This window comes from Paractinoplanes bogorensis (assembly GCF_018829635.1).
GTDB lineage: Bacteria > Actinomycetota > Actinomycetes > Mycobacteriales > Micromonosporaceae > Actinoplanes > Actinoplanes bogorensis.
In genome coordinates, this window is the sequence record NZ_JAHKKG010000017.1 from 15,676 (window position 1) to 39,052 (window position 23,377).

Annotated in this window: 20 protein-coding genes and 2 tRNA genes; 17 read left to right on the top strand and 5 right to left on the bottom strand. The window is 69.6% G+C overall.

What is annotated here, in order from left to right; all coding sequences use genetic code 11:
- The first annotated feature begins 6 nt into the window (after positions 1-6).
- Together recF and KOI35_RS41335 are read left to right on the top strand one after the other, a co-directional pair.
- Positions 7-1,140 (top strand): DNA replication/repair protein RecF, encoded by a 1,134-nt coding sequence (gene recF / locus KOI35_RS41330; RefSeq protein WP_215795208.1) that lies wholly within the window; start codon positions 7-9, stop codon positions 1,138-1,140.
- Positions 1,141-1,546: 406 nt separating this feature from the next.
- Positions 1,547-2,032: a DciA family protein gene (locus KOI35_RS41335; protein WP_246614646.1), complete on the top strand. Its 486-nt coding sequence runs from the start codon at positions 1,547-1,549 to the stop codon at positions 2,030-2,032.
- A gap of 2 nt (positions 2,033-2,034) precedes the next feature.
- On the opposite strand, the gene KOI35_RS41340 is transcribed toward KOI35_RS41335, so the two are convergent.
- Positions 2,035-2,601, bottom strand: a complete 567-nt coding sequence (locus KOI35_RS41340; protein WP_215795209.1) for a hypothetical protein — start codon at positions 2,599-2,601, stop codon at positions 2,035-2,037.
- Between the two features lie 522 nt (positions 2,602-3,123).
- On the opposite strand from KOI35_RS41340, the gene gyrB reads away from it, so the two are divergent.
- The 11 genes from gyrB to KOI35_RS41395 all read left to right on the top strand — a co-directional run bounded on the left by gyrB (position 3,124) and on the right by KOI35_RS41395 (position 13,722).
- Positions 3,124-5,076: a DNA topoisomerase (ATP-hydrolyzing) subunit B gene (gyrB, locus tag KOI35_RS41345; protein ID WP_215795210.1), complete on the top strand. Its 1,953-nt coding sequence runs from the start codon at positions 3,124-3,126 to the stop codon at positions 5,074-5,076.
- 116 nt (positions 5,077-5,192) lie between these two features.
- Complete coding sequence (gene gyrA / locus KOI35_RS41350) at positions 5,193-7,700, top strand: DNA gyrase subunit A (protein ID WP_215795211.1); 2,508 nt, start codon at positions 5,193-5,195, stop codon at positions 7,698-7,700.
- 3 nt (positions 7,701-7,703) lie between these two features.
- Positions 7,704-8,576, top strand: coding sequence for a DUF3566 domain-containing protein (locus tag KOI35_RS41355; protein WP_215795212.1), 873 nt, complete (start codon positions 7,704-7,706; stop codon positions 8,574-8,576).
- Positions 8,577-8,653: 77 nt separating this feature from the next.
- A tRNA-Ile gene (locus tag KOI35_RS41360) sits at positions 8,654-8,727 on the top strand.
- Between the two features lie 268 nt (positions 8,728-8,995).
- On the top strand, positions 8,996-9,124 hold the full coding sequence (locus tag KOI35_RS41365) for a DLW-39 family protein (RefSeq protein ID WP_215795213.1): 129 nt from the start codon (positions 8,996-8,998) through the stop codon (positions 9,122-9,124).
- Positions 9,125-9,143: 19 nt separating this feature from the next.
- A tRNA-Ala gene (locus KOI35_RS41370) sits at positions 9,144-9,216 on the top strand.
- A gap of 344 nt (positions 9,217-9,560) precedes the next feature.
- The gene (locus KOI35_RS41375) at positions 9,561-10,151 is read left to right on the top strand and encodes a DUF6461 domain-containing protein (RefSeq protein WP_215795214.1); all 591 of its coding nucleotides are present in this window, start codon (positions 9,561-9,563) and stop codon (positions 10,149-10,151) included.
- 52 nt (positions 10,152-10,203) lie between these two features.
- Positions 10,204-10,740, top strand: coding sequence for a helix-turn-helix domain-containing protein (locus KOI35_RS41380; protein ID WP_215795342.1), 537 nt, complete (start codon positions 10,204-10,206; stop codon positions 10,738-10,740).
- A gap of 105 nt (positions 10,741-10,845) precedes the next feature.
- Positions 10,846-12,132 (top strand): class I SAM-dependent methyltransferase, encoded by a 1,287-nt coding sequence (locus KOI35_RS41385; RefSeq protein WP_215795215.1) that lies wholly within the window; start codon positions 10,846-10,848, stop codon positions 12,130-12,132.
- A gap of 177 nt (positions 12,133-12,309) precedes the next feature.
- The gene (locus KOI35_RS41390; protein WP_246614650.1) at positions 12,310-12,669 is read left to right on the top strand and encodes an NUDIX domain-containing protein; all 360 of its coding nucleotides are present in this window, start codon (positions 12,310-12,312) and stop codon (positions 12,667-12,669) included.
- Positions 12,670-13,170: 501 nt separating this feature from the next.
- Entirely contained in the window at positions 13,171-13,722 is a 552-nt protein-coding gene (locus tag KOI35_RS41395; protein WP_215795343.1) for a YbaK/EbsC family protein, read from the top strand.
- 25 nt (positions 13,723-13,747) lie between these two features.
- On the opposite strand, the gene KOI35_RS41400 is transcribed toward KOI35_RS41395, so the two are convergent.
- From KOI35_RS41400 to KOI35_RS41415, 4 genes are read right to left on the bottom strand one after another with little or no spacing between them, the layout of a single operon-like run.
- Positions 13,748-14,389: a DsbA family oxidoreductase gene (locus tag KOI35_RS41400; RefSeq protein WP_215795217.1), complete on the bottom strand. Its 642-nt coding sequence runs from the start codon at positions 14,387-14,389 to the stop codon at positions 13,748-13,750.
- A 4-nt stretch (positions 14,390-14,393) separates the two neighbouring features.
- Positions 14,394-14,822 carry a SufE family protein gene (locus KOI35_RS41405; protein ID WP_215795218.1) on the bottom strand — a complete coding sequence of 143 codons (429 nt, stop codon included), beginning with the start codon at positions 14,820-14,822 and terminating at the stop codon, positions 14,394-14,396.
- A 29-nt stretch (positions 14,823-14,851) separates the two neighbouring features.
- The gene (locus tag KOI35_RS41410; RefSeq protein ID WP_215795219.1) at positions 14,852-15,232 is read right to left on the bottom strand and encodes a CBS domain-containing protein; all 381 of its coding nucleotides are present in this window, start codon (positions 15,230-15,232) and stop codon (positions 14,852-14,854) included.
- 28 nt (positions 15,233-15,260) lie between these two features.
- The gene (locus tag KOI35_RS41415; RefSeq protein ID WP_215795220.1) at positions 15,261-16,994 is read right to left on the bottom strand and encodes a proline--tRNA ligase; all 1,734 of its coding nucleotides are present in this window, start codon (positions 16,992-16,994) and stop codon (positions 15,261-15,263) included.
- Positions 16,995-17,132: 138 nt separating this feature from the next.
- On the opposite strand from KOI35_RS41415, the gene KOI35_RS41420 reads away from it, so the two are divergent.
- The 4 genes from KOI35_RS41420 to KOI35_RS41435 all read left to right on the top strand — a co-directional run bounded on the left by KOI35_RS41420 (position 17,133) and on the right by KOI35_RS41435 (position 23,353).
- Positions 17,133-17,891 carry an SGNH/GDSL hydrolase family protein gene (locus KOI35_RS41420; RefSeq protein ID WP_215795221.1) on the top strand — a complete coding sequence of 253 codons (759 nt, stop codon included), beginning with the start codon at positions 17,133-17,135 and terminating at the stop codon, positions 17,889-17,891.
- Positions 17,892-17,908: 17 nt separating this feature from the next.
- Positions 17,909-18,808 carry a sulfurtransferase gene (locus KOI35_RS41425; RefSeq protein WP_215795222.1) on the top strand — a complete coding sequence of 300 codons (900 nt, stop codon included), beginning with the start codon at positions 17,909-17,911 and terminating at the stop codon, positions 18,806-18,808.
- A gap of 67 nt (positions 18,809-18,875) precedes the next feature.
- On the top strand, positions 18,876-20,606 hold the full coding sequence (locus KOI35_RS41430) for an HSP90 family protein (protein ID WP_215795223.1): 1,731 nt from the start codon (positions 18,876-18,878) through the stop codon (positions 20,604-20,606).
- Positions 20,603-23,353 (top strand): tetratricopeptide repeat protein, encoded by a 2,751-nt coding sequence (locus KOI35_RS41435; RefSeq protein ID WP_215795224.1) that lies wholly within the window; start codon positions 20,603-20,605, stop codon positions 23,351-23,353. Before KOI35_RS41430 ends, KOI35_RS41435 begins: the two co-directional genes overlap by 4 nt.
- Positions 23,354-23,377: the final 24 nt, after the last annotated feature.

A 23,377-nucleotide genomic window follows, 5' to 3' on the forward strand; every position in this document is an offset into this window, starting at 1 on the left:
GCACAGGTGTACGTACGCCGGGTCGAGCTCGCCGACTTCCGTTCCTACGAGCGGGTTGCGGTCGATCTCGAACCCGGCGTGACCGTGTTGGTCGGCCAGAACGGCATGGGCAAGACCAACCTGATCGAAGCGCTCGGTTACGTGGCCACTCTGGACAGTCACCGGGTCTCCACCGACGCCCCGCTGGTCCGGGCCGGTGCGACGTCGGCCGTGATCCGGTGCGCGATCGTCCACGAAGGACGCGAGCTGCTGGTCGAGCTCGAGATCGTCCCGGGCAAGGCCAACCGGGCCCGGCTGAACCGCTCGCCGGTCCGCCGCCCGCGCGAGGTGCTGGGCGCCCTGCGCATGGTGCTCTTCGCCCCCGAAGACCTCGAACTCGTCCGCGGTGATCCGTCCGAACGGCGGCGCTACCTCGACGACCTGCTCGTCGCCCGGCAGCCCCGGTTCGCCGGCGTGCGCTCCGACTACGACCGGGTGGTCAAGCAGCGCAACGCCCTGCTGCGCACGGCCTACCTGACCCGCAAGGTCGGCGGCAGCCGCGGGCAAGACCTGTCCACGCTCGCCGTCTGGGATCAGCACCTCGCGCACCACGGCGCCGAGCTGCTGGCCGGCCGGCTCGAGCTGGCGGCGGCCCTCGGGCCCCATCTGACCAAGGCGTACGACGCGGTCGCGGCCGGAAGATCAACGGCTTCCATCGCGTACGCGTCCCGGCTCGGCGACAACCTCAGTTCCGACCGCGCGGCCTTGGAGCAGGCCTTGCTCGCCTCGCTCGAGGAACGGCGCCCGGCCGAGATCGAGCGGGGGACCACCCTGGTCGGCCCGCACCGCGACGACATGACGCTGGCCCTGGGCGAACTGCCGGCCAAGGGCTACGCGAGCCACGGCGAGTCCTGGTCGTTCGCGCTGGCCCTGCGCCTGGCCGCCTACGACCTGCTGCGCTCGGACGGGATCGAACCGGTGCTGGTGCTCGACGACGTGTTCGCCGAGCTGGACGGCGGCCGCCGCGACCGGCTGGCCGCCCTGGTGTCCGACGCGGCGCAGCTGCTGGTGACCTGTGCCGTGCCGGAGGACGTGCCGGCTGCCCTACGGGGGGCCCGCTTCGACGTGACGACCGGGACGGTGAATCGTGCCGACGGATGACGACGAACCGCGCGAGTCGAACCGCGAACTGCACGCTGACCTCGTACGGGAAAGGCATCAAGGTCTGGCCCGGGAGCGGAACGCCGACCTATCGCGTGGATTGCGCGACGACCTCGCCCGGGAGCAGCGGCCACCGAGGGCGCGCGGGGATCGTCCGGACGCGCCGTCCACAGCCGAGCGGTTTTATCCACAGGCCGATCCCCACGGGGTGGCCCGCGAGGAACTCGGCGATGTCGACGAGGGCTGGTACACGGCCGAGGCGGCCGGCGAGCGAGATCGCGACGAGCGCCCCGCAGCGCCCCGCAGAGATCCCCGGAGTGGTCCGGGTCGCGCCGAGGCCGGTTCCGGCCCGCAGGAGGGCGCTGAGGGCGTTTCCGGGGGGCCCGAGGGTGCTTCGGGGCCCGAGCTGGCCCGCGCGGTGCTCGACGCCGCGCTCGCCAAGCGCCGGGAGGCCGCCCGTACGCCCCGGCGGCGTACCGGCACGGGCGAGGGCTCGGGAAAGCGCCTGCGCGGCTATTCCGGCCCGGGACCGGACCCGCGCGACCCGCAACTGTTCGGCGACATGCTCGGCCGGCTGGTCAAGGCCCGCGGCTGGGAGAAGCCGAAGGCGGAGGCCATGGTCTTCGGCGCCTGGGAGCGCGTGGTCGGCCCGGACATCGCCCAGCACAGCCGCCCGGTCAAGCTCGACGCCGGCGTGCTGACCGTCGAGGCCGAGTCGACCGCCTGGGCCACCCAGTTGCGCCTGCTCGCGGCCAAGCTGCTCCGCAACATCGCGTCCGAGGTCGGCCACAACGTCGTCACCAAGCTCAACATCCACGGCCCGGCCGCCCCGTCGTGGAACAAGGGCCCACGCCGGGTGCAGGGCCGCGGTCCGCGCGACACCTACGGCTAGGGCTAGTAGTCGGCGAAGACGGCGAACCCGCGCTCGGCGCAGCGCCGGTAGAAGCCGGCCAGGATCGCCAGCTCGGAGCGGGCGAAGCTCCAGTGCGGGGCGTTGCCGGCGTCGTCGCGCAGGGCCGACAGGCGCTGGTCGAGCCACCGCAGCTGCTGTTCGGCGAGCCGGCCGGCGGCGACCGCGTTGCGCATGACGCCCGCCACCGAGTCGAAGGTGACCAGGTCACCGTATTGCTCATGGCCCTCGACGAAGCGCTCCAGCCCGCCCGCGATCCACGCGCAGCCGTCCGGGTCGATCACCGGGTCTTCGTCCTCGGCCGCGGCATCTGTCGCATAGAGGACGCCGTCGAGACCGAGAAGCAGATCAACCAGTTCCGTGTACGCCGTGGCGCGCACTGTTCCGGTCTTGGCGATGTGCAGCGCCAGGGCTCCGGTGGGCGCGGCGATCTCGGGCGCGTCGGCGATCGCCCCGAAGTCGACGAACTCGGCGGGAGCCACCGGGTCGTAGTACTGATTCGTCCGCGGCCAGTGCACCGCGACGTTATCCAGCCCCTTGTCGTGCGCCATGTGGGGGCCACCCCTCCTCGACCTGCGTCGCGGCCGTCCGGCCATCACCGGCCCGCGCGGGCAGAGGTTACGACACAAACCCCCGCCGTTGGGAGGCAGTGTCGCAGTGCGTGTCCGGAAGCCTCGGCAGGCGCGCCCTGACGACGGCCCGTCGGATCACTTGCCGTTGCGCGGGCCCCCCGCTCCGTGTAGGGGGAGACTCGGGAGCGGCCCTCGACGCGTCTGCGGCAATCTCAGGCACCCGGAAGGGGTGCCGTACCCTCGCCAACTCGCTTCGGCGGAGTAGAATCGATGAAGACCGGGAAAACCTCTGTGTGACGGCCGTTGCTGTCACGCTACGCGGTTTTTCCAGCCGATCACGATCCGCGGGCCTGCCGCGGCGACCGGCGTGCATGGTTCCACCGGTGGTCCGCTCCTCCCCGCGGCGCTCATCTGTGGCTCACCCTGCCTGCCGCCGCCCGCCGCGCGCCCGCCGTCCCCGTGCGGGGCCCTGACGGGTCCGGTGCGAGAAAGTGGCCGAGGGTGGCAGAGAACAAGCAGGAATACGGTGCCGAGTCGATCCAGGTGCTGGAGGGTCTCGAGGCCGTCCGTAAGCGCCCCGGTATGTACATCGGCTCCACCGGCGAGCGGGGTCTGCACCACCTGATCTGGGAGGTAGTCGACAACGCGGTCGACGAGGCGCTGGCCGGCTACTGCGACAAGATCGACGTCGTGCTGCTGGCCGACGGCGGTGTCTCGGTCACCGACAACGGCCGGGGCTTCCCGGTCGACCTGCACCCCAAGCTGAAGAAGCCGGGCGTCGAGGTGGCACTGACCGTGCTGCACGCCGGCGGCAAGTTCGACGGCAAGGCCTACGCGGTCTCCGGTGGTCTGCACGGCGTCGGCGTGTCGGTCGTGAACGCGCTCTCGGTCAAGATGTTCGTCGAGATCAACAAGTCCGGCAACGTCTACCGGCAGCACTACACGGCCTCCAAGCCCGGTCCGCTGGAAAAGGGCGAGACCACCGACAGCACCGGCTCGATGGTGCAGTTCTGGCCCGACCCGACGATCTTCGAGACGGTCGAGTTCGACTGGCAGACGATTTACCGCCGGCTGCAGGAGATGGCGTTCCTCAACCGGGGACTCACCATCAACCTCACCGACCTGCGGGCCGAGTCGGCCGACGACAACGGCGAGCCGCGCAAGGTCACCTTCATGTACGCGGGCGGCATCGCCGACTTCGTCCGGCACCTCAACGCCACCAAGAACGCGATCCACAAGACGGTCGTCGAGTTCCAGGCCGAAGACAACGAGGCCCGCATGGCGGTCGAGATCGCGATGCAGTGGAACGAGTCGTACGGCGAGTCGGTCTACACCTTCGCCAACCGCATCAACACGCACGAGGGCGGCACCCACGAAGAGGGCTTCCGGGCCGCGCTGACCGGTGTCGTCAACCGGTACGGCAAGGACAAGAAGCTGCTCAAGGGCGATCAGAACCTCTCCGGCGAAGACATTCGCGAGGGTCTCGCCGCGATCATCTCGGTGACGCTGGCCAACCCGCAGTTCGAGGGTCAGACCAAGACGAAGCTCGGCAACACCGACATGAAGAGCTTCGTCCAGCGGGTGGCCAACGAGCAGCTCGCCGACTGGTTCGACCGCAACCCGGCCGAGGCCAAGCAGATCATCACCAAGGCCGACCAGGCGGCCCGCGCCCGCATCGCCGCCCAGCAGGCGCGCAAGCTGGCCCGGCGCAAGTCGCTGCTCGAGTCGGGCTCGATGCCGGGCAAGCTGGCCGACTGCCAGTCGACCGACCCGCGCGAGTCCGAGCTGTTCATCGTCGAGGGCGACTCGGCCGGCGGCTCGGCCAAGCAGGGCCGCAACAGCCGGATCCAGGCGATCCTGCCGATCCGCGGCAAGATCCTCAACGTGGAGAAGGCCCGGATCGACCGGGTGCTGAAGAACAACGAGGTCCAGGCGCTGATCACCGCCCTCGGCACCGGCATCCACGAGGACTTCGACGTCGCCAAGCTGCGCTATCACAAGATCGTGCTGATGGCCGACGCCGACGTCGACGGCCAGCACATCCAGACGCTGCTGCTGACCCTGCTCTTCCGCTTCATGCGGCCGCTGGTCGAGATGGGCCACGTCTATCTGGCCGCGCCGCCGCTCTACAAGATCAAGTGGAACAAGCGCGGCGACGACGCGCAGTACGCCTACTCCGACCGGGAACGTGACGGCCTGATCGCCCTGCGTCAGCAGAAGAAGGCGAACGCCAAGCCGGACGACATCCAGCGGTTCAAGGGTCTCGGCGAGATGAACTTCCACGAGCTGTGGGACACGACGATGGACCCGGCCACCCGGACGCTACGCCAGGTGACGCTCGACGACGCCGCCGTGGCCGACGAGCTCTTCAGCGTTCTCATGGGTGAGGACGTGGAAGCTCGGCGTTCGTTCATCCAGCGCAACGCCAAGGACGTGCGCTTCCTGGACATCTAGGTGACGTTCCGGGGGAGCTGTATCCACAGCGTCCCCCGGGTTTCCACAACGTTATCCACAGCAGGATGCGTATTTTCGCCGTACATGTCTGGTTTCACCTTGAGTAAGGGTTAACAGTGACTGACACTCCCGAACCCCCGGACGGCGACGAAGCCCCGGATGCCGGCGGCGTAGCCCAGCGGGTCGAACCCGTCGGCCTCGAGGTCGAGATGCAGCGCTCGTACCTCGACTACGCGATGAGCGTGATCGTGGGCCGCGCGCTGCCCGACGTCCGCGACGGTCTCAAGCCCGTACACCGCAAGATCCTTTACGCGATGTACGACTCCGGCTTCCGGCCCGACCGTGGCTACGTCAAGTGCGCGCGCGTCGTCGGCGACGTGATGGGCAACTACCACCCGCACGGCGACTCGTCGATCTACGACGCCCTGGTGCGCATGGGTCAGCCGTGGTCGCTGCGCTACCCGCTGATCGACGGCAACGGCAACTTCGGTTCGCCGGGTAACGACCCGCCGGCCGCGATGCGCTACACCGAGTCGAAGCTCTCGCCGCTCGCCATGGAGATGCTGCGCGACATCGACGAAGACACCGTCGACATGCAGGACAACTACGACGGGCGTACGCAGGAACCGACGATCCTGCCCGCGCGCTTCCCCAACCTGCTGGTCAACGGCTCCGAAGGCATCGCCGTCGGCATGGCCACCAAGATCCCGCCGCACAACCTGCGCGAGATCGCGGCCGCCGTGCAGTGGCAGCTCGACAACCCGGAGTCCGACGAGGCCACCGCCCTCGAAGCGATGCTCGAGCTGGTCAAGGGCCCCGACTTCCCCACCTACGGCCTGATCGTCGGACAGCAGGCGATCCAGGACGCGTACCGCACCGGCCGCGGCTCGATCCGCATGCGCGCGGTCGTCGAGGTCGAGGAAGACCCGCGCGGCCGGCCGCAGCTGGTCGTCACCGAGCTGCCCTACCAGGTCAACCCGGACAATCTGGCCGAGCGCGTCGCGGAACTGGTCAAGGAGGGCAAGCTCACCGGGATCGCCGACATCCGCGACGAGTCGTCCGGGCGTACGGGAATGCGGTTGATCCTCGTCCTCAAGCGCGACGCGGTCGCCAAGGTCGTGCTCAACAACCTCTACAAGCACACCCAGCTGCAGGAGACGTTCGGCGCGAACATGCTGGCGCTGGTCGACGGCGTGCCCCGCACGCTCAACCTGGCCCAGTTCATCCGCCACTACGTCGACCACCAGATCGATGTCATCCGCCGGCGCACGGCCTACCGCCTGCGCAAGGCCGAGGAGCGCGCGCACATCCTGCGCGGTCTGGTCAAGGCGCTCGACATGCTCGACGAGGTCATCGCCCTGATCCGGCGCTCGCCGACGGTCGAAGACTCGCGTCAGGGCCTGATGCAGCTGCTCGACGTCGACGAGGTGCAGGCCACCGCGATCCTCGACATGCAGCTGCGCCGCCTGGCCGCCCTCGAACGTCAGCGGATCATCGACGAGCTCGCCAAGATCGAGATCGAGATCGCCGACCTCAAGGACATCCTGGCCAAGCCGGAACGGCAGCGGGCCATCGTCTCCGAGGAGCTGGGCGAGATCGTCCAGAAGTTCGGCGACGAGCGGCGCACGCAGATCATCCCGTTCGACGGCGAGGTCTCGATGGAAGACCTCATCACCCGCGAAGACGTTGTGGTGACCATCACACGTACGGGTTATGCGAAGCGCACCAAGGTCGACCTGTACCGCTCGCAGAAGCGCGGCGGCAAGGGTGTCAGCGGCGCCACGCTGCGGCAGGACGACATCGTCTCGCACTTCTTCGTGATCTCGACCCACGACTGGATGCTGTTCTTCACGAACAAGGGCCGGGTCTACCGGGCCAAGGCGTACGAGCTGCCCGAGGCGGCCCGGGTGGCCAAGGGACAGCACGTCGCCAACCTGCTCGCGTTCCAGCCCGACGAGCACATCGCCCAGGTCATCCAGATCCCGAATTACCAGGTCGCGCCCTACCTTGTGCTCGGCACTAAGAATGGTCTCGTGAAGAAGACCCGGCTCGAGGAATTTGACTCCAACCGCAGCGGTGGCATTATCGCCATCAACCTGCGGGAGGACGACGAGTTGGTGGGTGCGGCGCTGGTGGCATCGGAGAACGACCTGCTGCTCGTCTCCAAGCACGCGCAGGCCATCCGCTTCAACGCGACCGACGAGGCGCTGCGTCCCATGGGCCGCGCCACATCGGGTGTGATCGGCATGCGCTTCAGTGGCGAGGACGAACTCCTGGCCATGGAGGTCGTCCGCGAGGGTATGGATGTGTTGGTCGCCACCGATGGTGGGTATGCGAAACGGACACCGATCGAGGAGTATCCCGTACAGGGCCGAGGCGGGAAGGGCGTCCTCACCGCGAAAATCACGGAGCGTCGTGGTGGACTCGTGGGGGCGTTCGTGATCAGTCCCGAGGATGAAGTATTTGCCATCACCAGCAATGGTGGTGTCATCCGGACTCCCGTGAAGCCTGTACGGCAGACACGGGATCGGAACACAATGGGGGTCAAGCTGATGGACCTCCCAGAAGGTGTAACCATCGTGGCGCTTGCTCGCAATGCCGACGAGCCTGACGAACAGGACTAGTTGATGCCGGAGACACAGGCGAAGTCGGGGGCCACGGGAGGCTCTGCGACTCCGAACGAGGCGGCCAAGAAAGATGGCGCCGCCCCGAACGGAGCCGGCGCCCAGGCTCGTGGCGCGGCCCCCGCCGAAGCCCCGTCCCCGCCGAAGTTCACCCGGGCGCCGGGCATGGCCCCGCCGCCCGGTGAACCGCCCGCCGATCACGACGGCCCCGACACGAAACGGCCCGGCGGGCCCGTGAAGGGTTCGGCCAGCGTGCCGACCGTCACGAAAGGCAAAGGCGCGGCGCCCGGCAGCAGCTCGGGCCGGGTCAGCGTGCCGTCGTCCGGCAAACCCGGCGCGCCCGCCGGCCCGCAGCAGCGGCCCGGTGGCGAAGCGGCCAAGGCGGCCCGGCCCACCAGCGGTCCCGGGCAGGCCACCGGCTCCGCCGCGGTCGGCGCTGCCCGGGTCACCGAGGCGGTTCGCTCGGCCCGCTCGACCGTGACCTCGGCGGCCGCACGCGGCCCGCGGCGGGCTCGGCTCAACCTCAAGCGGATCGACCCGTGGTCCGTGATGAAGTTCTCGTTCGCCGTGTCTGTGGTGCTCTTCATCGTCGTGGTCGTGGCGACGTCGGTGCTCTACCTCGCCCTTGACGCCATGGGCGTCTGGACCGAGGTCAACACCAGCCTCAAGGAACTGGTCAGCGCCAGCGGAGGCGAAGACGCCTCGTCCAGCGGCGGCTTCCAGATCACCGCGTGGGGCGTGATCGGCACGTCGATGCTGATCGGAGCGGTCAACGTCGTGCTGTTCACGGCGCTGGCGACGCTCGGCGCGTTCATCTACAACGTGTGCGCCGACCTGGTCGGCGGGGTCGAACTGACCCTCGCCGAGCGGGACTGAGGATTCGCACGTACGGGTCGGGGGCCCCGTTTTGGAGGCGCCCGGCCCGATACGGTAATCTTTCGCAGTCGCACTGAGGGGCTATAGCTCAGTCGGTTAGAGCGCAGAGCTGATAACTCTGAGGTCGCTGGTTCGATTCCAGCTAGCCCCACGAGCGGCAGGCGGCCCTTGTCTGCGGAGTGCGCAGACCGGGGCCGCTCGTCATATCTGCTCAGGGGGCCGAGCCCCCTGAAACCCCGCGTTACGGTGGCCACTCTGCGTGCTTCGGTCGCGGCCGTTACTCGTGGCCTTCGGCCACATTGAGTAGCTTGGCTCAGAGCTCGCTCGTGGCCTTCGGCCACGTCGAGTAGCTTCTTTGGAGAGGTTTGCTCGTGGCCTTCGGCCACATCGTTGGCAGTGATCTTGGGTGGAGGGTTTTGATGTTCAAGAAGCTCCTGATTGTTGCTGGTGTGGTGGGGGCGGCTGCGCTTATCTTCAAGAAGGTTAAGGCGTCCAGCGATGAGCGGGCGCTTTGGCATGAGGCGACCACTGCGCCTGACCTGCGGTAGGTAGGTTGGGTTGAAGTTGGGGGCCCTAGCTCAACTGGCAGAGCACCGCCTTTGCAAGGCGGGGGTTAGGGGTTCAAGTCCCCTGGGCTCCACCGAGAGATCCCTCCGGGTTGTGCTGCGCGAAGCGCGGTGCCGGGGGGATTTTTTGCGTCCAAGTTGCTCCGGGAGGCGGGGACGGGGTCGGGCGCGGGCGGTCACGCGGGACCGGTGGCTTGGTGGTGGGCGGTCACGTGGGACCGGGGGACTGGTGGTGGGTGGGGTTTGATGTACTGGCGCCGTGCGACGGCGGGTGATGTTGAGTTTGGTGGCCGGCAGTTTGTTGGCTGGGTGTGGGGCTCCTAAGGCGGAGAACCGAGGGGCCGCCGGTGTGGCGCCGACGGGTGCCGGCGTGCCGGAGTCGGCGGCGGTCAGCGCGTCGGCTAGTGCTCTGCCTGCCGTGGCGGGGGACTACGTCTGGTTTGAAGACGTGGAGGACCTGCGTAAAGGGTTCTGCTTTGTTTGGGTCAAAGGGCTCACGTCGTCTGAAGTTATCGAGCGCATGGGGGCCAAAGAGCTCGAGCGCATCGGATGGCAGCAGATGGTGGGGGCCGGCGACGGGCAGCGCGGGGCCGTGGAGAAGTACTTCTTCGGTGTGTCGCGGGCCAGTGACGAGTGGTCGCTGGTGATCGAGGACAACGGGCAGCTCGGGCTGGCCGATGATCTGCTGCGGCCGCTCTCCAAGGGGACGACGCTGGTGTGCCTGTGGAAAGGGTCGGGCGGGCGCGTGCGGTACCTCGAACTGGACGACGAGGTTGTTCAGCTCGATATGGATCCGTCGGACGTGTCACGGCGTACGGGAAACAAAGCCCGGGAAATGGAAACGACCATCGACGAGGTCGGGCTGGGCGGGGACACCGACTCGGACCCTGTTCCGGGGGCGTTTGCGCTGGCCGAGCGGGTTACCGGCGTACGGCTGAGCCTGGAAATGCTGCAAGAGCGGACGTACCTCTTCAGCGCGACCCCAACCGGTCAGGGAAAGAGTCAATAGCCGTTCGGTTGTTGCATGCCGATCGTGGTCACGCCAACATCCACGTGTGACGATGCGCACGACCGATCTGCTCACCATCGGTGAGGCCGCGATCCTGTTGAGGTTCTCGCGGCGCCGGGTGCTGGACCTCTGCGCGCGCGGGCTGCTGCCGTACGTCAGCATCGGCACACACCGGCGAGTGCGCCGGGCCGACGTCGAGGCGCTGATCCACCCCGTGCTGACCCGCACCGAGCTCGAACAGTTGTGGCTGCACCAGGCGATCGCCGCCCGGCTCGCGGCCCAGCCGGATCTCGTGCTGTCGATCGCCGAGGCCAACGTCCGCAGGCTGCGGCGGCTGCACCCGGGCGGCCCCGAGTGGGAATGGCTCGAGCGCTGGGAGGTGCTGCTGGCCGGTGAGCCGGCCGCGGTGCTCGACGCGCTGACCTCCCCGGCTCAGTACGCGGTGCGGCTGCGTTCGGCGTCACCGTTTGCCGGCGTACTGTCCGAAAGGGAGCGTCGGGCCGTCCTCGACGCGCTCTCCGAAAGCCGCCGTGACCAGGCACGACCTCTGCGGGTGGCGCGCCTCGAGAGGGTCATGCGCGCAGTGTGAGTCCTCGATCACAAAAATAGAAAAGGGACTTATGTAAATCGCCGCCGCGGGCGGATAGTGGATCGTGATTCGCCTTGCGCGATGCACCGCCCTCGGAGGTACCCGATGACCACCACGATCCCCCATGTCACCACCGCGACCAAGCTCCAGGGCCTGCTCGAAGCCATGCTCCAGGCACCGTTGCCGGTACGCCTGCGAGCCTGGGACGGCTCGACCACCGGCCCCGCCGACGCCCCGCTGCTGATGATCCGAAACCGCCGCGCCCTGCGCCGCCTGATGTGGCAGCCCAACGAACTGGGACTGGCCCGGGCCTATGTCGCCGGCGAGATCGACGTCGAAGGTGATCTCTACGACGCGCTCACCCGCCTCGCCGCGCTGATCTGGCGCTCACCCGACCTCAAGGACGTGCCGATCCGGTCGGTGGCCGCCGATCTCGTACGCCTCGGCGTGCTCGGCACCCAGCCCAAGCCCCCGCCGGAAGAGATGGTCGTCACCGGCACCCGGCACAGCCAGCGCCGCGACCGGCAGGCGATCAGCCACCACTACGACGTCGGCAACGACTTCTACCGTCTCGTGCTCGGGCCGAGCATGGTCTATTCGTGCGCTTACTGGACGTCCGACGCCGGTGACCTCGAGCAGGCGCAGCACGACAAGCTCGACCTGATCTGCCGCAAGCTGGGCCTGCGCCCGGGTCAGCGGCTGCTCGACGTCGGCTGCGGCTGGGGCAGCCTGGCCATCCATGCCGCCCGCGAATATGGCGTGCAGGTCGTGGGGATCACCCTCTCGACCGAGCAGGCCGATTACGCCCGCAAGCAGGTCGCCGAGGCGGGCCTGGCGGGCCAGGTCGAGATCCGGGTCGAGGACTATCGCGACCTCGACGACGGCCCGTACGACGCGATCGCCAGCGTGGGCATGGCCGAGCACGTCGGCGCCGAGCCGTACGCCGAATACGCGGCCATCCTGTACGCCCAGCTCAAGCCGGGCGGGCGGCTGCTCAACCATCAGATCTCGCGCCTGCACCTGGCCCCGAAGCAGCCGCACCAGCCGCGCAGCTTCATCGACGCGTACGTCTTCCCGGACGGCGAACTCGCCCCGGTCGGCACCACGGTCACGATTCTCGAGCAGGCCGGCTTCGAGGTACGCGACGTCCACGCCCTGCGCGAGCACTACGGCCGGACGCTGCGCGCCTGGGTCGCCAACCTCGAGGCGGAGTGGTCCACGGCCGTACGCCTGACCAGTCCCGGCCGGGCCCGGGTGTGGCGCCTCTACATGGCGGCGTCCGCGCTCGCGTTCGAGCAGGCGCGCATCGGCGTCAATCAGGTGCTCGCCGTGAAGGGCCACCGTGACGGGTCGAGTGACATGTCGCCTACGCGCAGTGATTACGCGGTCTGATCCGAATCGGTCTGTCCTCATCGGTCAGTGAGAGATCCGTTACATGGGAACGAATGTGGACGTTATCCACACCCTTCGAAGTTGTCATGCGGAACGGGCGTGGCTCCGGTTAGCCTGCGTTCCGTGAGCGAACGAAAACGGGCCGCTGCCGTGATCGTCCGGGACGGCCGCGTGCTGATGGTGCACGAGCGTAGTCGGCGATCCGGTGGCGGTGAGTGGTGGACACTGCCGGGCGGCGGTCTCGAACCGGGGGAGACCGCCGAAGAGGCGTTGCGCCGCGAGGTGTTCGAAGAGACGGGCCTGGTGGTCGGCGAGGCCCGGCACGTCCTCGAGATGCCCTACCCCTCGGGGATGACCTCGGTGTTCGCGGTGACCGTGGCCGACGGCGAGCCGCGCATCGGCATCGACGACGGGATCGGGCCGGAGTTGCTCGGGCTCGACTGGTTGCCGGCGCCGGAGCTGCCGACCGAGACGAACGGCGGGGTGCCGGTGCCGCCGATGATCGTCGTGCTGCCGGCCGTGACCGCTGCGGGCTGAACCGCGGAGGCGGCCGCGATGACTCGCCGCCGCTCGGTCACGAAGTAGCCGCAGGCCAAGGCGTAGGCCAGAGCCAGTGCGAGGCCGACCGCCAGCGTGGCCGTCGCGTGGAACAGCAGGATGCTGGCCAGCAGCGAAGACTCGGCCCACACGGCGAGCAGCACCGCGTTGGTGGTGTCGGAACGCGACCACCCGGCCGTCTCCCGGCGGGCCTGACGCTTGATCTCGTCGACGAGGGAGTGGCCGAGGCCGAGGGTCAGCCCGCCCAGCAGCAGGCTCGCCGACAGCGACTGGTGATCGCCCCCGACCGAGGCGGCCAGCGCTGTACCGCCGGCCAGCAGGGCCAGCCCACTGACGGTTCCGACCCGCCCTCCACGACGCTCCTTCACACCATGGCGGTCGGCAGCGGAAAACCGTTTCTGAGCCGGGCCGTGTTACGAGTTCGTTAGCTCCGGTGGGGGCTACCTGGACGGCGCGTGGTGAGCGAGGATGGCGAGCGTGATGGGAACCCTGAAGCTCGAGCCCGCCCAGTCCCGCCCCGACCTGCTGGCCGCCCCGGTGGCCAAGGCGCTGACGGTCTGGCCCGAGGACGCGCCGATCGACGCCGACCAGGTGCTGGTGGCCCCGATCGATGCGGGGCTGGCCGACACCGCGGCCTTCTGCGACGCGTACGACGTGGGCCTCGACGTGTCGGCGAACTGCGTGATCGTGGCCGGCAAGCGGGGCGAGGTGGTCAAGTACGCCGCCTGCATCATCCTGGCCACGACGCGCGCCGACGTGAACGGCGTGGTGCGCAAGCGCCTGGACGTCCGCAAGTGCAGCTTCGCCCCGATGGACGACGCCGTGCGGCTGACCGGCATGGAGTACGGCGGCATCACCCCGATCGGCCTGCCGGTCGACTGGCCGATCCTGGTCGACGCCCGGGTCGCGGCCACCCCGCACGTGATCGTGGGCTCCGGCGTGCGGCACAGCAAGATCGCCATCGCCGGACCGGCCCTGGGTGCGCTGCCCGGGGCCGAGGTGATCGAGGACCTGGCCAAGCTGATCGGCTGAGGTCGATACCGTTTCACGTGGAACGTCATCGACCGGCGTCGACGTCCTCCCGGCGGGCGATCTCGCGGAGGGCCTCGATCAGCGTGGCCGGTTCCTGTGCGCCCTGGATGGCGAACCGGCCGTCGATCATCAGGAACGGCACGCTGGTGATGTCGAGTTCGCGGGCCGCGACCAGGTCGGCGTACACCGCCTCGCGACCGGCACCCGATTCGAGATAGGCGGCCGCGGTGGGCTCGTCCAGCCCGATCGAGCCCGCGACCATGGCCAGCACCGGCCGGGATCCGAGATCGAGGCCGCCGGTGAAATACGCCCGCTGCAGCGCCTCGAGCATGTCGGCCTGACGGCCCTGACCGGCGGCCCAGGCGATCAGGCGGTGGCTGTCGAACGTGTTGGCCGCGATCGCCCGGTCGAAGGCGAAGGGCAGGCCGTCACCGGCGCCGACCGAGGCCACGTGCGCGAGCATCTCGGCGGCCCGCTCGTGGCCGCCGTCGGTGGCCGCCATGGCGTCGATCAAGGGCAGGCCGCGCGGCACCGGCGCCGGGTCGAGCTGATAGGCCCGGAAGGTCACGGTGACCGCCCCGCCGAACTCGGCGAGGGCCCGGTAGAGGCGGTGCTTGCCGAGGTAGCACCACGGGCAGACGACGTCGGACCAGAACTGGACGTCCATCGCGTCAGCCGAGCTGGGCCGAGACCTGGCGTTTGAGCCGGGCCAGGATCGCCGTGCCGCCGCGGATCCGCAGCGGGCTGATCGCCTGAGACAGGCCCATCTTGGCGTAGAGATCGTCCGGCACGGCCAGGATCTCGGCCGTCGTCGCGCCCTCGAGACCCTCGGCCAGGATGCCGGCGAACGCCCGCGTGGTCGGCGCCTCGGGCGGGCAGTCGAAGAACACCTCGACGGTGTCGTCGGGCCGGACGGTCGCCTTGAGGAAGAACTGCGTCTGGCACTCGGGCACCTGCTCCATGCCGTCGTGCCCGGCCAGTCCGGCCGGCAGCGGCGGCATCGCGTCGGCGAACTCGAGCAGCATCTCGAGCACCACCTCACGCGGCGCCGAGGCGAACTCGTCGACGATCTCGGCCAGCTTCGGGGGCATGTCGGTCACGGCATCGACCCTAACGCGATCAGCAAAGGTCAGGCCGGGAGCAGTGCCACGTCGCTCAGGCTCAGGATGCCGACCACCTTGCGGTCGGCGTCGCACACCAGCAACCGCCGGACGCCCCGCTCGCGCATGGCGTGCACGGCCTCGTCGACCGTCGCCGACTGCTCCACCATGAGCAGCTCGTGGGCGGTGATGTCGCCGAGCGACGTGGTCCGGGGCGGCAGATTCTCGGCGATGGCCCGCACCACGATGTCGCGGTCGGTGATCACGCCGATCATCGTCGGGCCGCGGGTCACCACCACGTCTCCGATGCCGCGGTCACGCATCACCTGCGCCGCCTCGTCCAGCATCGTGGCCTCCGGCAGGTAGACCACCTGCCGGGTCATCACCTCGCCGACCGGCGCTCTGGACATCCGCACACACCTCCCGTTGGGACAGCAGTTACCCGAGTGAAGTAGCGATTACACGTGGTATGTCCGTGACGGCCACGTCGTTTCGTTCGCCTGTGCGGCGATCGCGAAATTCGACGAACCCCTCGGCGAGCCGGCGGCCGACCACGACGGACCGGCCGATCCCGATCAGTTCGGCGTCGGTGAATTTCACCCCGGCCGAGACGTTCGTGCGGTCGTCGACCAGCACCCGCAGGCCGGCGTCGACCAGCTCCTGGCCGAGCTTCAGGGCGGCCGCGACCTGACCGTCCTTGCCGGCCGCGACGATGTGCACGTCGGCCGGGGCCACCTCGTCCGGCCAGAGCAGCCCGCGCTCGTCGTGATGCTGCTCGGCGATCGCCGCCACGGCCCGGGACACCCCGATCCCGTACGACCCCATGGTCGGCCGCACCGGTTTGCCGTCCACGCCGAGCACGTCGACCTTGAAGGCATCGGTGTAGCGCCGGCCCAACTGGAAGATGTGGCCGATCTCGATGCCCCGCCGCATGGTCAGCGACCCGCTGCCGCAGGCCGGGCACGGGTCACCGGCCAGCACCAGGGCGGCCTCGATCGTCCCCTCGGGCGTGAAGTCGCGACCGGCCACCACGTTGATCGCGTGCCGGCCGGGCTCGTTGGCGCCGGTCAGCCAGGCCGTGCCGGGCGCCACCCGCGGGTCGGCCAGGTAGCGCGCCTTGAGGCCCTGCGGACCGATGTAGCCCTTGACCAGGTCGGGCCGCGCGGCGAAGTCGTCGAACATCGTGGCCGTGGCCGGGGCGAGCGCGGCGTCGAGCCGCTTGAGGTCGACCTCGCGGTCGCCAGGCAGGCCGATGACCAGCACCTCGTCGTCGGCGCCGGGGGTGTGGACGGTGACCACCACGTTTTTGAGGGTGTCGGCCGCCGTCCAGTCGGTGCGACCGCCGAGAGCCCGGTCGTTGGCCAGCTCGACCAGCGAGGCGATGGTCGGGGTCTCCGGGGTGTCGTGCACCTCCATCAGAGAGATGGACGCATCGACAAAAGGCGGGGTCGGCGTGACAACCGCCTCGGTGTTCGCCGCATAGGAACACGACGTGCAGCCGACAAAGGTGTCCTCGCCCACTTCCGACGTGGCCAGGAACTCTTCGGACGCGGAACCGCCCATCGCGCCCGACACGGCCGAAACGATCGTGTGGTCGAGGCCGAGCCGCGCGAACGATCGCTGGTAGGCCGCGCGCATCTCCGCATAGACGGCAGCGAGGTCGTCGGAGGACAACGAGAACGAATAGGCGTCCTTCATCAGGAACTCGCGCCCGCGCAACAGGCCACCGCGGGGCCGGGCCTCGTCGCGGTACTTCGTCTGGATCTGGAACAGCAGCAGCGGGAAGTCGCGGTAGGAGCTGGTCATGTCCTGCACCAGCAGGGTGAACATCTCTTCGTGGGTGGGCGCGAGCAGGTAGTCGTTGCCGCGCCTGTCCTGCAGCGTGAAGATGTCGTCGCCGTAGTCGGTCCAGCGGTGGCTGACGTCGTACGGCTCGCGCGGCAGCAGCGCCGGGAACGCGACCTCTTGGCCGCCGACCGCGCCCATCTCGTCGCGCAGGATCGCGGTGACCCGGTCGAGCACGAGCTTGCCGAGCGGGAGCCAGGTGTAGCCACCCGGAGCGGCGCGACGGATGAAACCGGCGCGCAGCAGCAGCCGATGACTCGGCACCTCCGCGTCCGCCGGCTCCTCCCGCAGGGTCTTCAGGAGCAAGGTGGACATTCGCAGCAGCATGGGCGCAAGCGTAGGGAACGTGACCCCACGAATGCATTCCCTTAACGGGGTGTCGCCATCGTCACGCTACCCAGGGGCTTGATCGAGTGGAAATGTGTTCCCCACGGGAAAAATTAAAGGCACGTTAAGGGGGCGGCGATGGCTTACCGAAGCTTCGTTGCTATGGGGGACAGCTTCACCGAGGGGCTGAACGACGCGTACCCGGACGGGAGTTTCCGGGGATGGGCCGACCTGGTGGCGGCGCGGTTGGCGGTCGACTCGGGACCCGACTTCGGCTACGCCAACCTGGCGATCCGCGGCAAGGTGATGCACGAGATCGTCGACGAGCAGCTCGAGCCGACTCTGGCCATGCACCCCGACCTGGTGAGCATCGCGGCCGGTGGCAACGACGCTCTTCGCGTACGGGTCGATCCGCACGCCCTCGTGCAGGAGCTCGACGGCGTGGTGCGGCGGCTGCGCGAGACGGGCGCCGAGGTCATCATGTTCCGGTTCGCCGACGTCACCGTCAACCTGCCCGCCATCCTCGGCCGTCGGGCCGCCGTGCTCAACGACGGCGCGAGCATGCTGGCCGAGCGCTACGGCGCGCACCTGGTCGACCTGTTCGCCGACGAGGCCTTCCACCACCCGCACATGTGGGCGCCGGACCGCCTGCACCTTTCGCCCGCCGGTCACCGCCGGACGGCCGGGCATGTGCTCAGCGCGCTCGGCGTCGGCGTCGACGAGGACTGGATGCTGGTGCCGCCCACCCCCGAACCGACCCCGTGGCTGCTGGCCCGCGGCGCCGACCTGCGGTGGGCCCGCGAGCATCTGGCCCCCTGGGTGGGCCGCCATCTGCGCGGCCACTCGTCCGGCGAGTCGATCATGCCGAAGCGTCCGGCGCTGACACCCATCAAGTAGGGACTAGCGTGGTCGGCATGTCTGTTGCGAACGATCCATCGCCTGCGCTCCAGGCGTACGCGCATCCCGACAAACTCGTCACCACCGAGTGGCTGGCCGCGAACCTCGGCACCGACGGCCTCGTGGTCGTCGAGTCGGACGAGGACGTGCTGCTCTACGACACCGGGCACATCCCGGGCGCGGTCAAGGTCGACTGGCACCTCGAGCTCAACGACCAGGTCACCCGCGACTATCTCGATCCGGCCGCCTTCGCCGCGCTGTGTGAGGCCAAGGGCATCGGCCGCGACGACACCATCGTGTTCTACGGCGACAACTTCAACTGGTGGGCGGCGTACGCCCTCTGGGTCTTCAGCCTTTTCGGCCACCGTGACGTGCGTCTGCTCGACGGCGGCCGGCAGAAGTGGGCGGCCGAGGGGCGTGACCTGACCCGCGACCGCACCGAGCGACCGACGGCCGAATACCCGGTTCCCGTACGCAACGATGCCGAGATCCGTGCCTTCCGTGACCAGGTCATGGGGCACATCAGCAGTGGACGCCCGCTGGTCGACGTGCGCTCGCCGCAGGAATACACCGGCGAGCTCACGCACATGGAGGCGTACCCGCAGGAGGGCGCTCTGCGTGGCGGGCACATCCCGGGTGCGCTGAGCAAGCCGTGGAAGTCGGCGGCCAACGAAGACGGCAGCTTCAAGCCGGCCGACGAGCTCACCAAGATCTATCGCGACGAGCTGGGCCTGGAGTCGGGCGACGACATCATCGCCTACTGCCGGATCGGCGAACGCTCCAGCCACACCTGGTTCGTGCTGCGTCATCTGCTGGGATATCCGCAGGTCCGCAACTACGACGGTTCGTGGACCGAGTGGGGCAATCTGGTGCGTGCCCCGATCGCCACCGGTTCGGAGCCGGGCGGCCTGAGCTGACGGACAGAACGGGGCGGCCCGCAGAACCGCCCCGTTTTTGTCAGCCGTTCGCGGTACCTTCTCCGCCGTGAGCAACACGTTCCAGGTCGATCTCCGCGGCATCGTCGATCTCCTCAGCCATCACCTCTACGCGAGCCCGCGCGTCTATGTCCGCGAGCTGCTGCAAAACTCGGTCGACGCGATCACCGCGGCCGGCACGCCCGGCCTGGTGTCGATCACCACCGGTGACGACGCGCTGCGCGTCACCGACAACGGCGTCGGCCTGACCGAGGCGCAGGTGCACGAGTTGCTGGCCACCATCGGCCGCAGCTCGAAACGCGACGAGCTGGGCTTCGCCCGCCACGAGTTCCTCGGCCAGTTCGGCATCGGGCTGCTGTCCTGCTTCCTGGTGGCCGACGAGATCCGCGTGCACACCCGGCGGGCCGGCGCCGAGCCGGTGCTGTGGACGGGTTACTCCGACGGCCGCTACGACGTGCGCCCCGGCGACGAACGCGAGCCGGGGACGACGGTGACCCTGCTCCCGCGTCGCGGCTCCGAGCACCTGCTCACCGGTGCGACGGTTCGTGAGCTGGCCACGCTCTACGGTTCGTTGCTGCCGGTGCGGGTCGAGGTCGACGGCGCGACGGTCACGACCGGCGAGCTGCCCTGGGCCGGGGGCGATCTGCGGGCGTACGCGCAAGAGGTCTTCGGTTTCCGCCCGCTCGACACGGTGCCGCTCGACGTGCCCGAGGCCGGCCTGACCGGCGCCGCGTTCGTCCTGCCGACCCCGGTCAACCCGGCCGCCCGTGGTGGTCATCGCGTCTATCTCAAGCGCATGCTGCTGGCCGAGAGCGTCGAGGGCCTGCTGCCCGAGTGGGCGTTCTTCGCCCGGTGCGTGGTCGACAGCACCGAGCTGCGCCCGACCGCGAGCCGCGAGGCGCTCTACGACGACAGCCTGCTCGCCGACACCCGCGAGGCCATCGCCGACCAGTTGCGCGGCTGGCTGGTGCGGCTGGCCACCACCGACCCGCGCCGGCTGGGCGAGTTCCTGTCCATCCACGCCCTCGGCGTCAAGGCGCTGGCCCTGCACGACGACGAGATGCTGCGCCTGGTCGAGCAGTGGGTGCCGCTCGAGACGAACATGGGTTACGTCACGCTGGCCGAGTTCCGCGAGCGCCACGGCGTGCTGCGTTACGCCGCCGGTAACGACGAGTTCCGCCAGCTCGCGTCGATCGCCGCGGCCCAGGATCTCGGCGTGATCAACGGCGGCATCGTCTACAGCTCCGACATCGTCGAGCGTCTGGCCACAGTGGATCCCGACGTCCGGGTCGAGCGGCTCGAGCCGTCCGACGTCGCGGCCCGGTTCTCGGCCGTCGACACCGAGACCGAGCTGCGCCTGCGCCCGTTCCTGACCGCCGCCCAGCGCCGCCTCGACCGGCTCGGCTGCGAGGTGGTGGTGCGCGGCTTCGACCCGGCCAACGTTCCCGCGCTCTATCTGGTCAGCCGGGCCGCCGCCTTCAACGAGCAGTTCACCGAGAGCCGCGACGCCGCCGACGACCTGTGGGGCGGCGTGCTCGACGCGCTGTCCCGGGTCACCACGGTCGACCGGCCCCAGCTCGTGCTCAACCACCGCAACGCCCTCGTCCGCCGCATCACCGCGCTCGGCGACCCCGAGCTCGCCGGTCTGGCCGTCGAGTCGCTCTACGGCCAGGCCCTGATGCTCGGGCAGCATCCGATCCGCCCGGCCGACGCCGCGTTGCTGACCAGCTCGTTCATGGGCCTGCTGGACCGGGCCGTCCCGGGGGAGGACAACCGATGAAGACCGCCGACGAGCTGTGGGACCTGCTCGAGCAGGCCCGCACGATGCCGCACGGCGCGGCCCAGATCGCCATGGTCGAAGAGGTGATGCGGCACGCCGACACGGTCGGCGACCCGCGGCTGGCCTTCACGATCCGTCTGCTGGCCACCAACGCCTACACCTACGGCGGCGAGCCGGCCAAGGCGTTCGTCACGTTCGCCTGGTCGCTGAGCGACTTCGACCGCAACCCGAGCGACTACCACGCCCGCGGCAAGCACACCCTGCTGTGGCACTTCAAGACCATGGTCAACTCGATGACCGACTTCCCCGAGATCCCCCTCGACCGGACGTACGCGGTGCTCGACGACATGGAGCGGCGCTACCGGGAAGACGGGCACAGCCTCCAGGCCGTCTACAAGCACCGCTATCTGGTGGCCAACCACATCGGAGCCCCCGAGGCCGACGAGTGGTTCGCGCGCTGGCAGGCCGCCCCGCGCGACGACCTCTCCGACTGCATCGGCTGCGACCCGTCGTCGGTGGCCCGCTATTACAACCGCCGCCACCGCTACGCCGAGGTGATCGAGACCGCCGAGCCGGTGCTGGCGGGCGATCTGACCTGCAGTGAGCAGCCACAGGGCATCCTGCACGAGCTGATGCAGGCCTACCTGCACACGGGCCGGGGCGACGACGCGGCCGACGCGCACCGCCGGTCCTACCGGCTCGAGCGGGGCAACCTGGCCGACCTGTCCAACCTCGGCACGCACATCGAGTTCTGCGCGCGTACGGGGAACGAGCACCGCGGGCTCGAGATGCTCCAGCGGCACATCGACTGGCTCGACAAGGCGCCCTCGCCCGGCGCCGACATGTATTTCTCGGCCCAGGCGGCCATGCTGCTGCGCCGGCTCACCGAGCTCGGCCACGGCGACACGGTCGTCCACCGGCGCGACCACGACGATCTCTCCGCGACCGCGCTGGCCGCCGAGCTGAGCGACCGGGCGACCCGGCTGGCCCGGCGGTTCGACGAGCGCAACGGCACCGACCACCAGAGCCGCTCGATCGCCGGCACCCTGGCCGCCGAGCCCTACGACGTGGTGCTCTCGCTGTCGCCCAGCGCGCGCCGGGCGACCCCGGTCGTCGAGATCCCGGTCCCGGCCGAGCCCGAACCCGAGATTCCGGCCGAGGCCGGACCGGCCGAGCTGCTCGACCTGGCCCAGCAGCACTGGCGCGACGACCGCAACGCTGCCCTGGCCGCCACCCTGTCGGCGCTCGATGCCCGTTTCCCGGAGCTCGGCGAGGGCGAGCCGCTGCTCCGGGCCCGCCGCGAGCTGCTGCTCGGCAATCAGGAGGGCGGCGGCGAGCACTGGGTGCGGGCCCTCGAGCTGTTCGAGCAAGCCGGCGCGACCGGTGAGGTCAGCGCCGTGCGGGCCCGCATCGCGCTCGACCATGCCTATGGCGGCGACGAGCTCGACGAGGAGCCGATCCGAGCCGACATCACCTATCAGGAGCAGCACGGCGGCGCCTACGAGCGGTCCTACGCGTGGGCCCGTCTGTCCATCGTGCACCTGATGAAGGACGAGCTCGACGAGGCGATCGCGGCCATCGCCCGCAGCGACGAACACGCCGCGGCCAGCGGTGACCCGCGCATGGTGGCCATGAACGCGATGCTCCGCGCCCAGGTGTTGATGCGGGCCGACCGGCACGAGGAATCGGTCGCGGCCGCGCGTGCGGCGTGGGAGTTCTATCGCGAGCACGGTCCGGCCGGGCGCCGGGCCGACGCCGCCACGATCTATGGCCACGCCGTCGACGACCCGGCCGAGCAGGTCGAGGCGTTCAGTGCCGTCATCGCGGCCGGCGACCACGAGAAGGTGCTGGCGGCCCGGGGTGGCCGGGGGCACGCGCTGCTGCGCCTGAACCGCCCCGACGAGGCGATCGTCGACCTGGTCGAGGCGGTCGCCCTGTGCACCGAGACCGGATTCGACGAGGGCGGCGCGCACGCCCGCCACGACCTGGCCAACGCCTACCGCCTGGCCGGACGGCCGGTGGAGGCGGCCGAGGTGGCCGAGGAGGCGCTCGCGCTCTTCGAAAAGCTCGGCGACGACGACGCGACGGACAACGAGCGGTATCAGCTGGCCGGGCTCTATCAGCAGATCGGTGACCCGGACGGCGCCCTCACGCTCTATCGCACCCTCATCGAGCGGCTGGCCGGCAACCCGGCCGGTCGCGGTCAGATCGCCGAGGACGCGGCCGGCCTGCTCTACGACATCGACCGGGACGCCGAGGCGGCCGAGACGTTCCTGGCCGCCGCCTCGGCCCTGCGGGAGTCGGGCGACCTGATCGGCGAGCTGCGCGTCCTGCGGCGGTCGGTCGGCGCCCTGCACTACGCCGATCGCCCCGAGCGCGGCGAAGAGGTGATCGCGGAGATCGCGGCGAAGTTCGACGCGCTGCCCGGCGAGCTCGCGGCCGAACCCAACGCGATCTTCCAGCGCAACCTGACGGCGTACGAGGCCGGTAATCTCCTGATGTCCCGCGGCCGGTTCGCCGAGGCGGTGCCGCATCTGCGGGGCGCTCCGGAAAAGCTGGCCGCGATCGGCGCGACCGACCAGGCCGAGCGCATCGAGGGCATGCTGGGTGAAGCCCTGCTGCGATCGGGGCAGACGAGCGAGGCCGAGGCGCTGCTGGCGGCGTTGCTCGAGCGCATGGCGCCCGATGCACCGACCCGTGAGATGGCCGAGCGGCTGCACGAAGAAGCGACGAGTTCCACATCCTGAACGCCCGTTAAGGCGAAGGCTTGA

Excerpts from the sequence above, each read along its gene's own strand:
- KOI35_RS41340 (WP_215795209.1), bottom strand. The coding sequence starts at position 2,601 with ATGGCGCACGACAAGGGGCTGGATAACGTCGCGGTGCACTGGCCGCGG.
- KOI35_RS41355 (WP_215795212.1), top strand. The coding sequence starts at position 7,704 with ATGCCGGAGACACAGGCGAAGTCGGGGGCCACGGGAGGCTCTGCGACT.
- KOI35_RS41365 (WP_215795213.1), top strand. The coding sequence starts at position 8,996 with ATGTTCAAGAAGCTCCTGATTGTTGCTGGTGTGGTGGGGGCGGCTGCG.
- KOI35_RS41380 (WP_215795342.1), top strand. The coding sequence starts at position 10,204 with ATGCGCACGACCGATCTGCTCACCATCGGTGAGGCCGCGATCCTGTTG.
- KOI35_RS41385 (WP_215795215.1), top strand. The coding sequence starts at position 10,846 with ATGACCACCACGATCCCCCATGTCACCACCGCGACCAAGCTCCAGGGC.
- KOI35_RS41390 (WP_246614650.1), top strand. The coding sequence starts at position 12,310 with ATGGTGCACGAGCGTAGTCGGCGATCCGGTGGCGGTGAGTGGTGGACA.
- KOI35_RS41395 (WP_215795343.1), top strand. The coding sequence starts at position 13,171 with ATGGGAACCCTGAAGCTCGAGCCCGCCCAGTCCCGCCCCGACCTGCTG.
- KOI35_RS41400 (WP_215795217.1), bottom strand. The coding sequence starts at position 14,389 with ATGGACGTCCAGTTCTGGTCCGACGTCGTCTGCCCGTGGTGCTACCTC.
- KOI35_RS41410 (WP_215795219.1), bottom strand. The coding sequence starts at position 15,232 with ATGTCCAGAGCGCCGGTCGGCGAGGTGATGACCCGGCAGGTGGTCTAC.
- KOI35_RS41415 (WP_215795220.1), bottom strand. The coding sequence starts at position 16,994 with ATGCTGCTGCGAATGTCCACCTTGCTCCTGAAGACCCTGCGGGAGGAG.
- KOI35_RS41420 (WP_215795221.1), top strand. The coding sequence starts at position 17,133 with ATGGCTTACCGAAGCTTCGTTGCTATGGGGGACAGCTTCACCGAGGGG.
- KOI35_RS41425 (WP_215795222.1), top strand. The coding sequence starts at position 17,909 with ATGTCTGTTGCGAACGATCCATCGCCTGCGCTCCAGGCGTACGCGCAT.
- KOI35_RS41435 (WP_215795224.1), top strand. The coding sequence starts at position 20,603 with ATGAAGACCGCCGACGAGCTGTGGGACCTGCTCGAGCAGGCCCGCACG.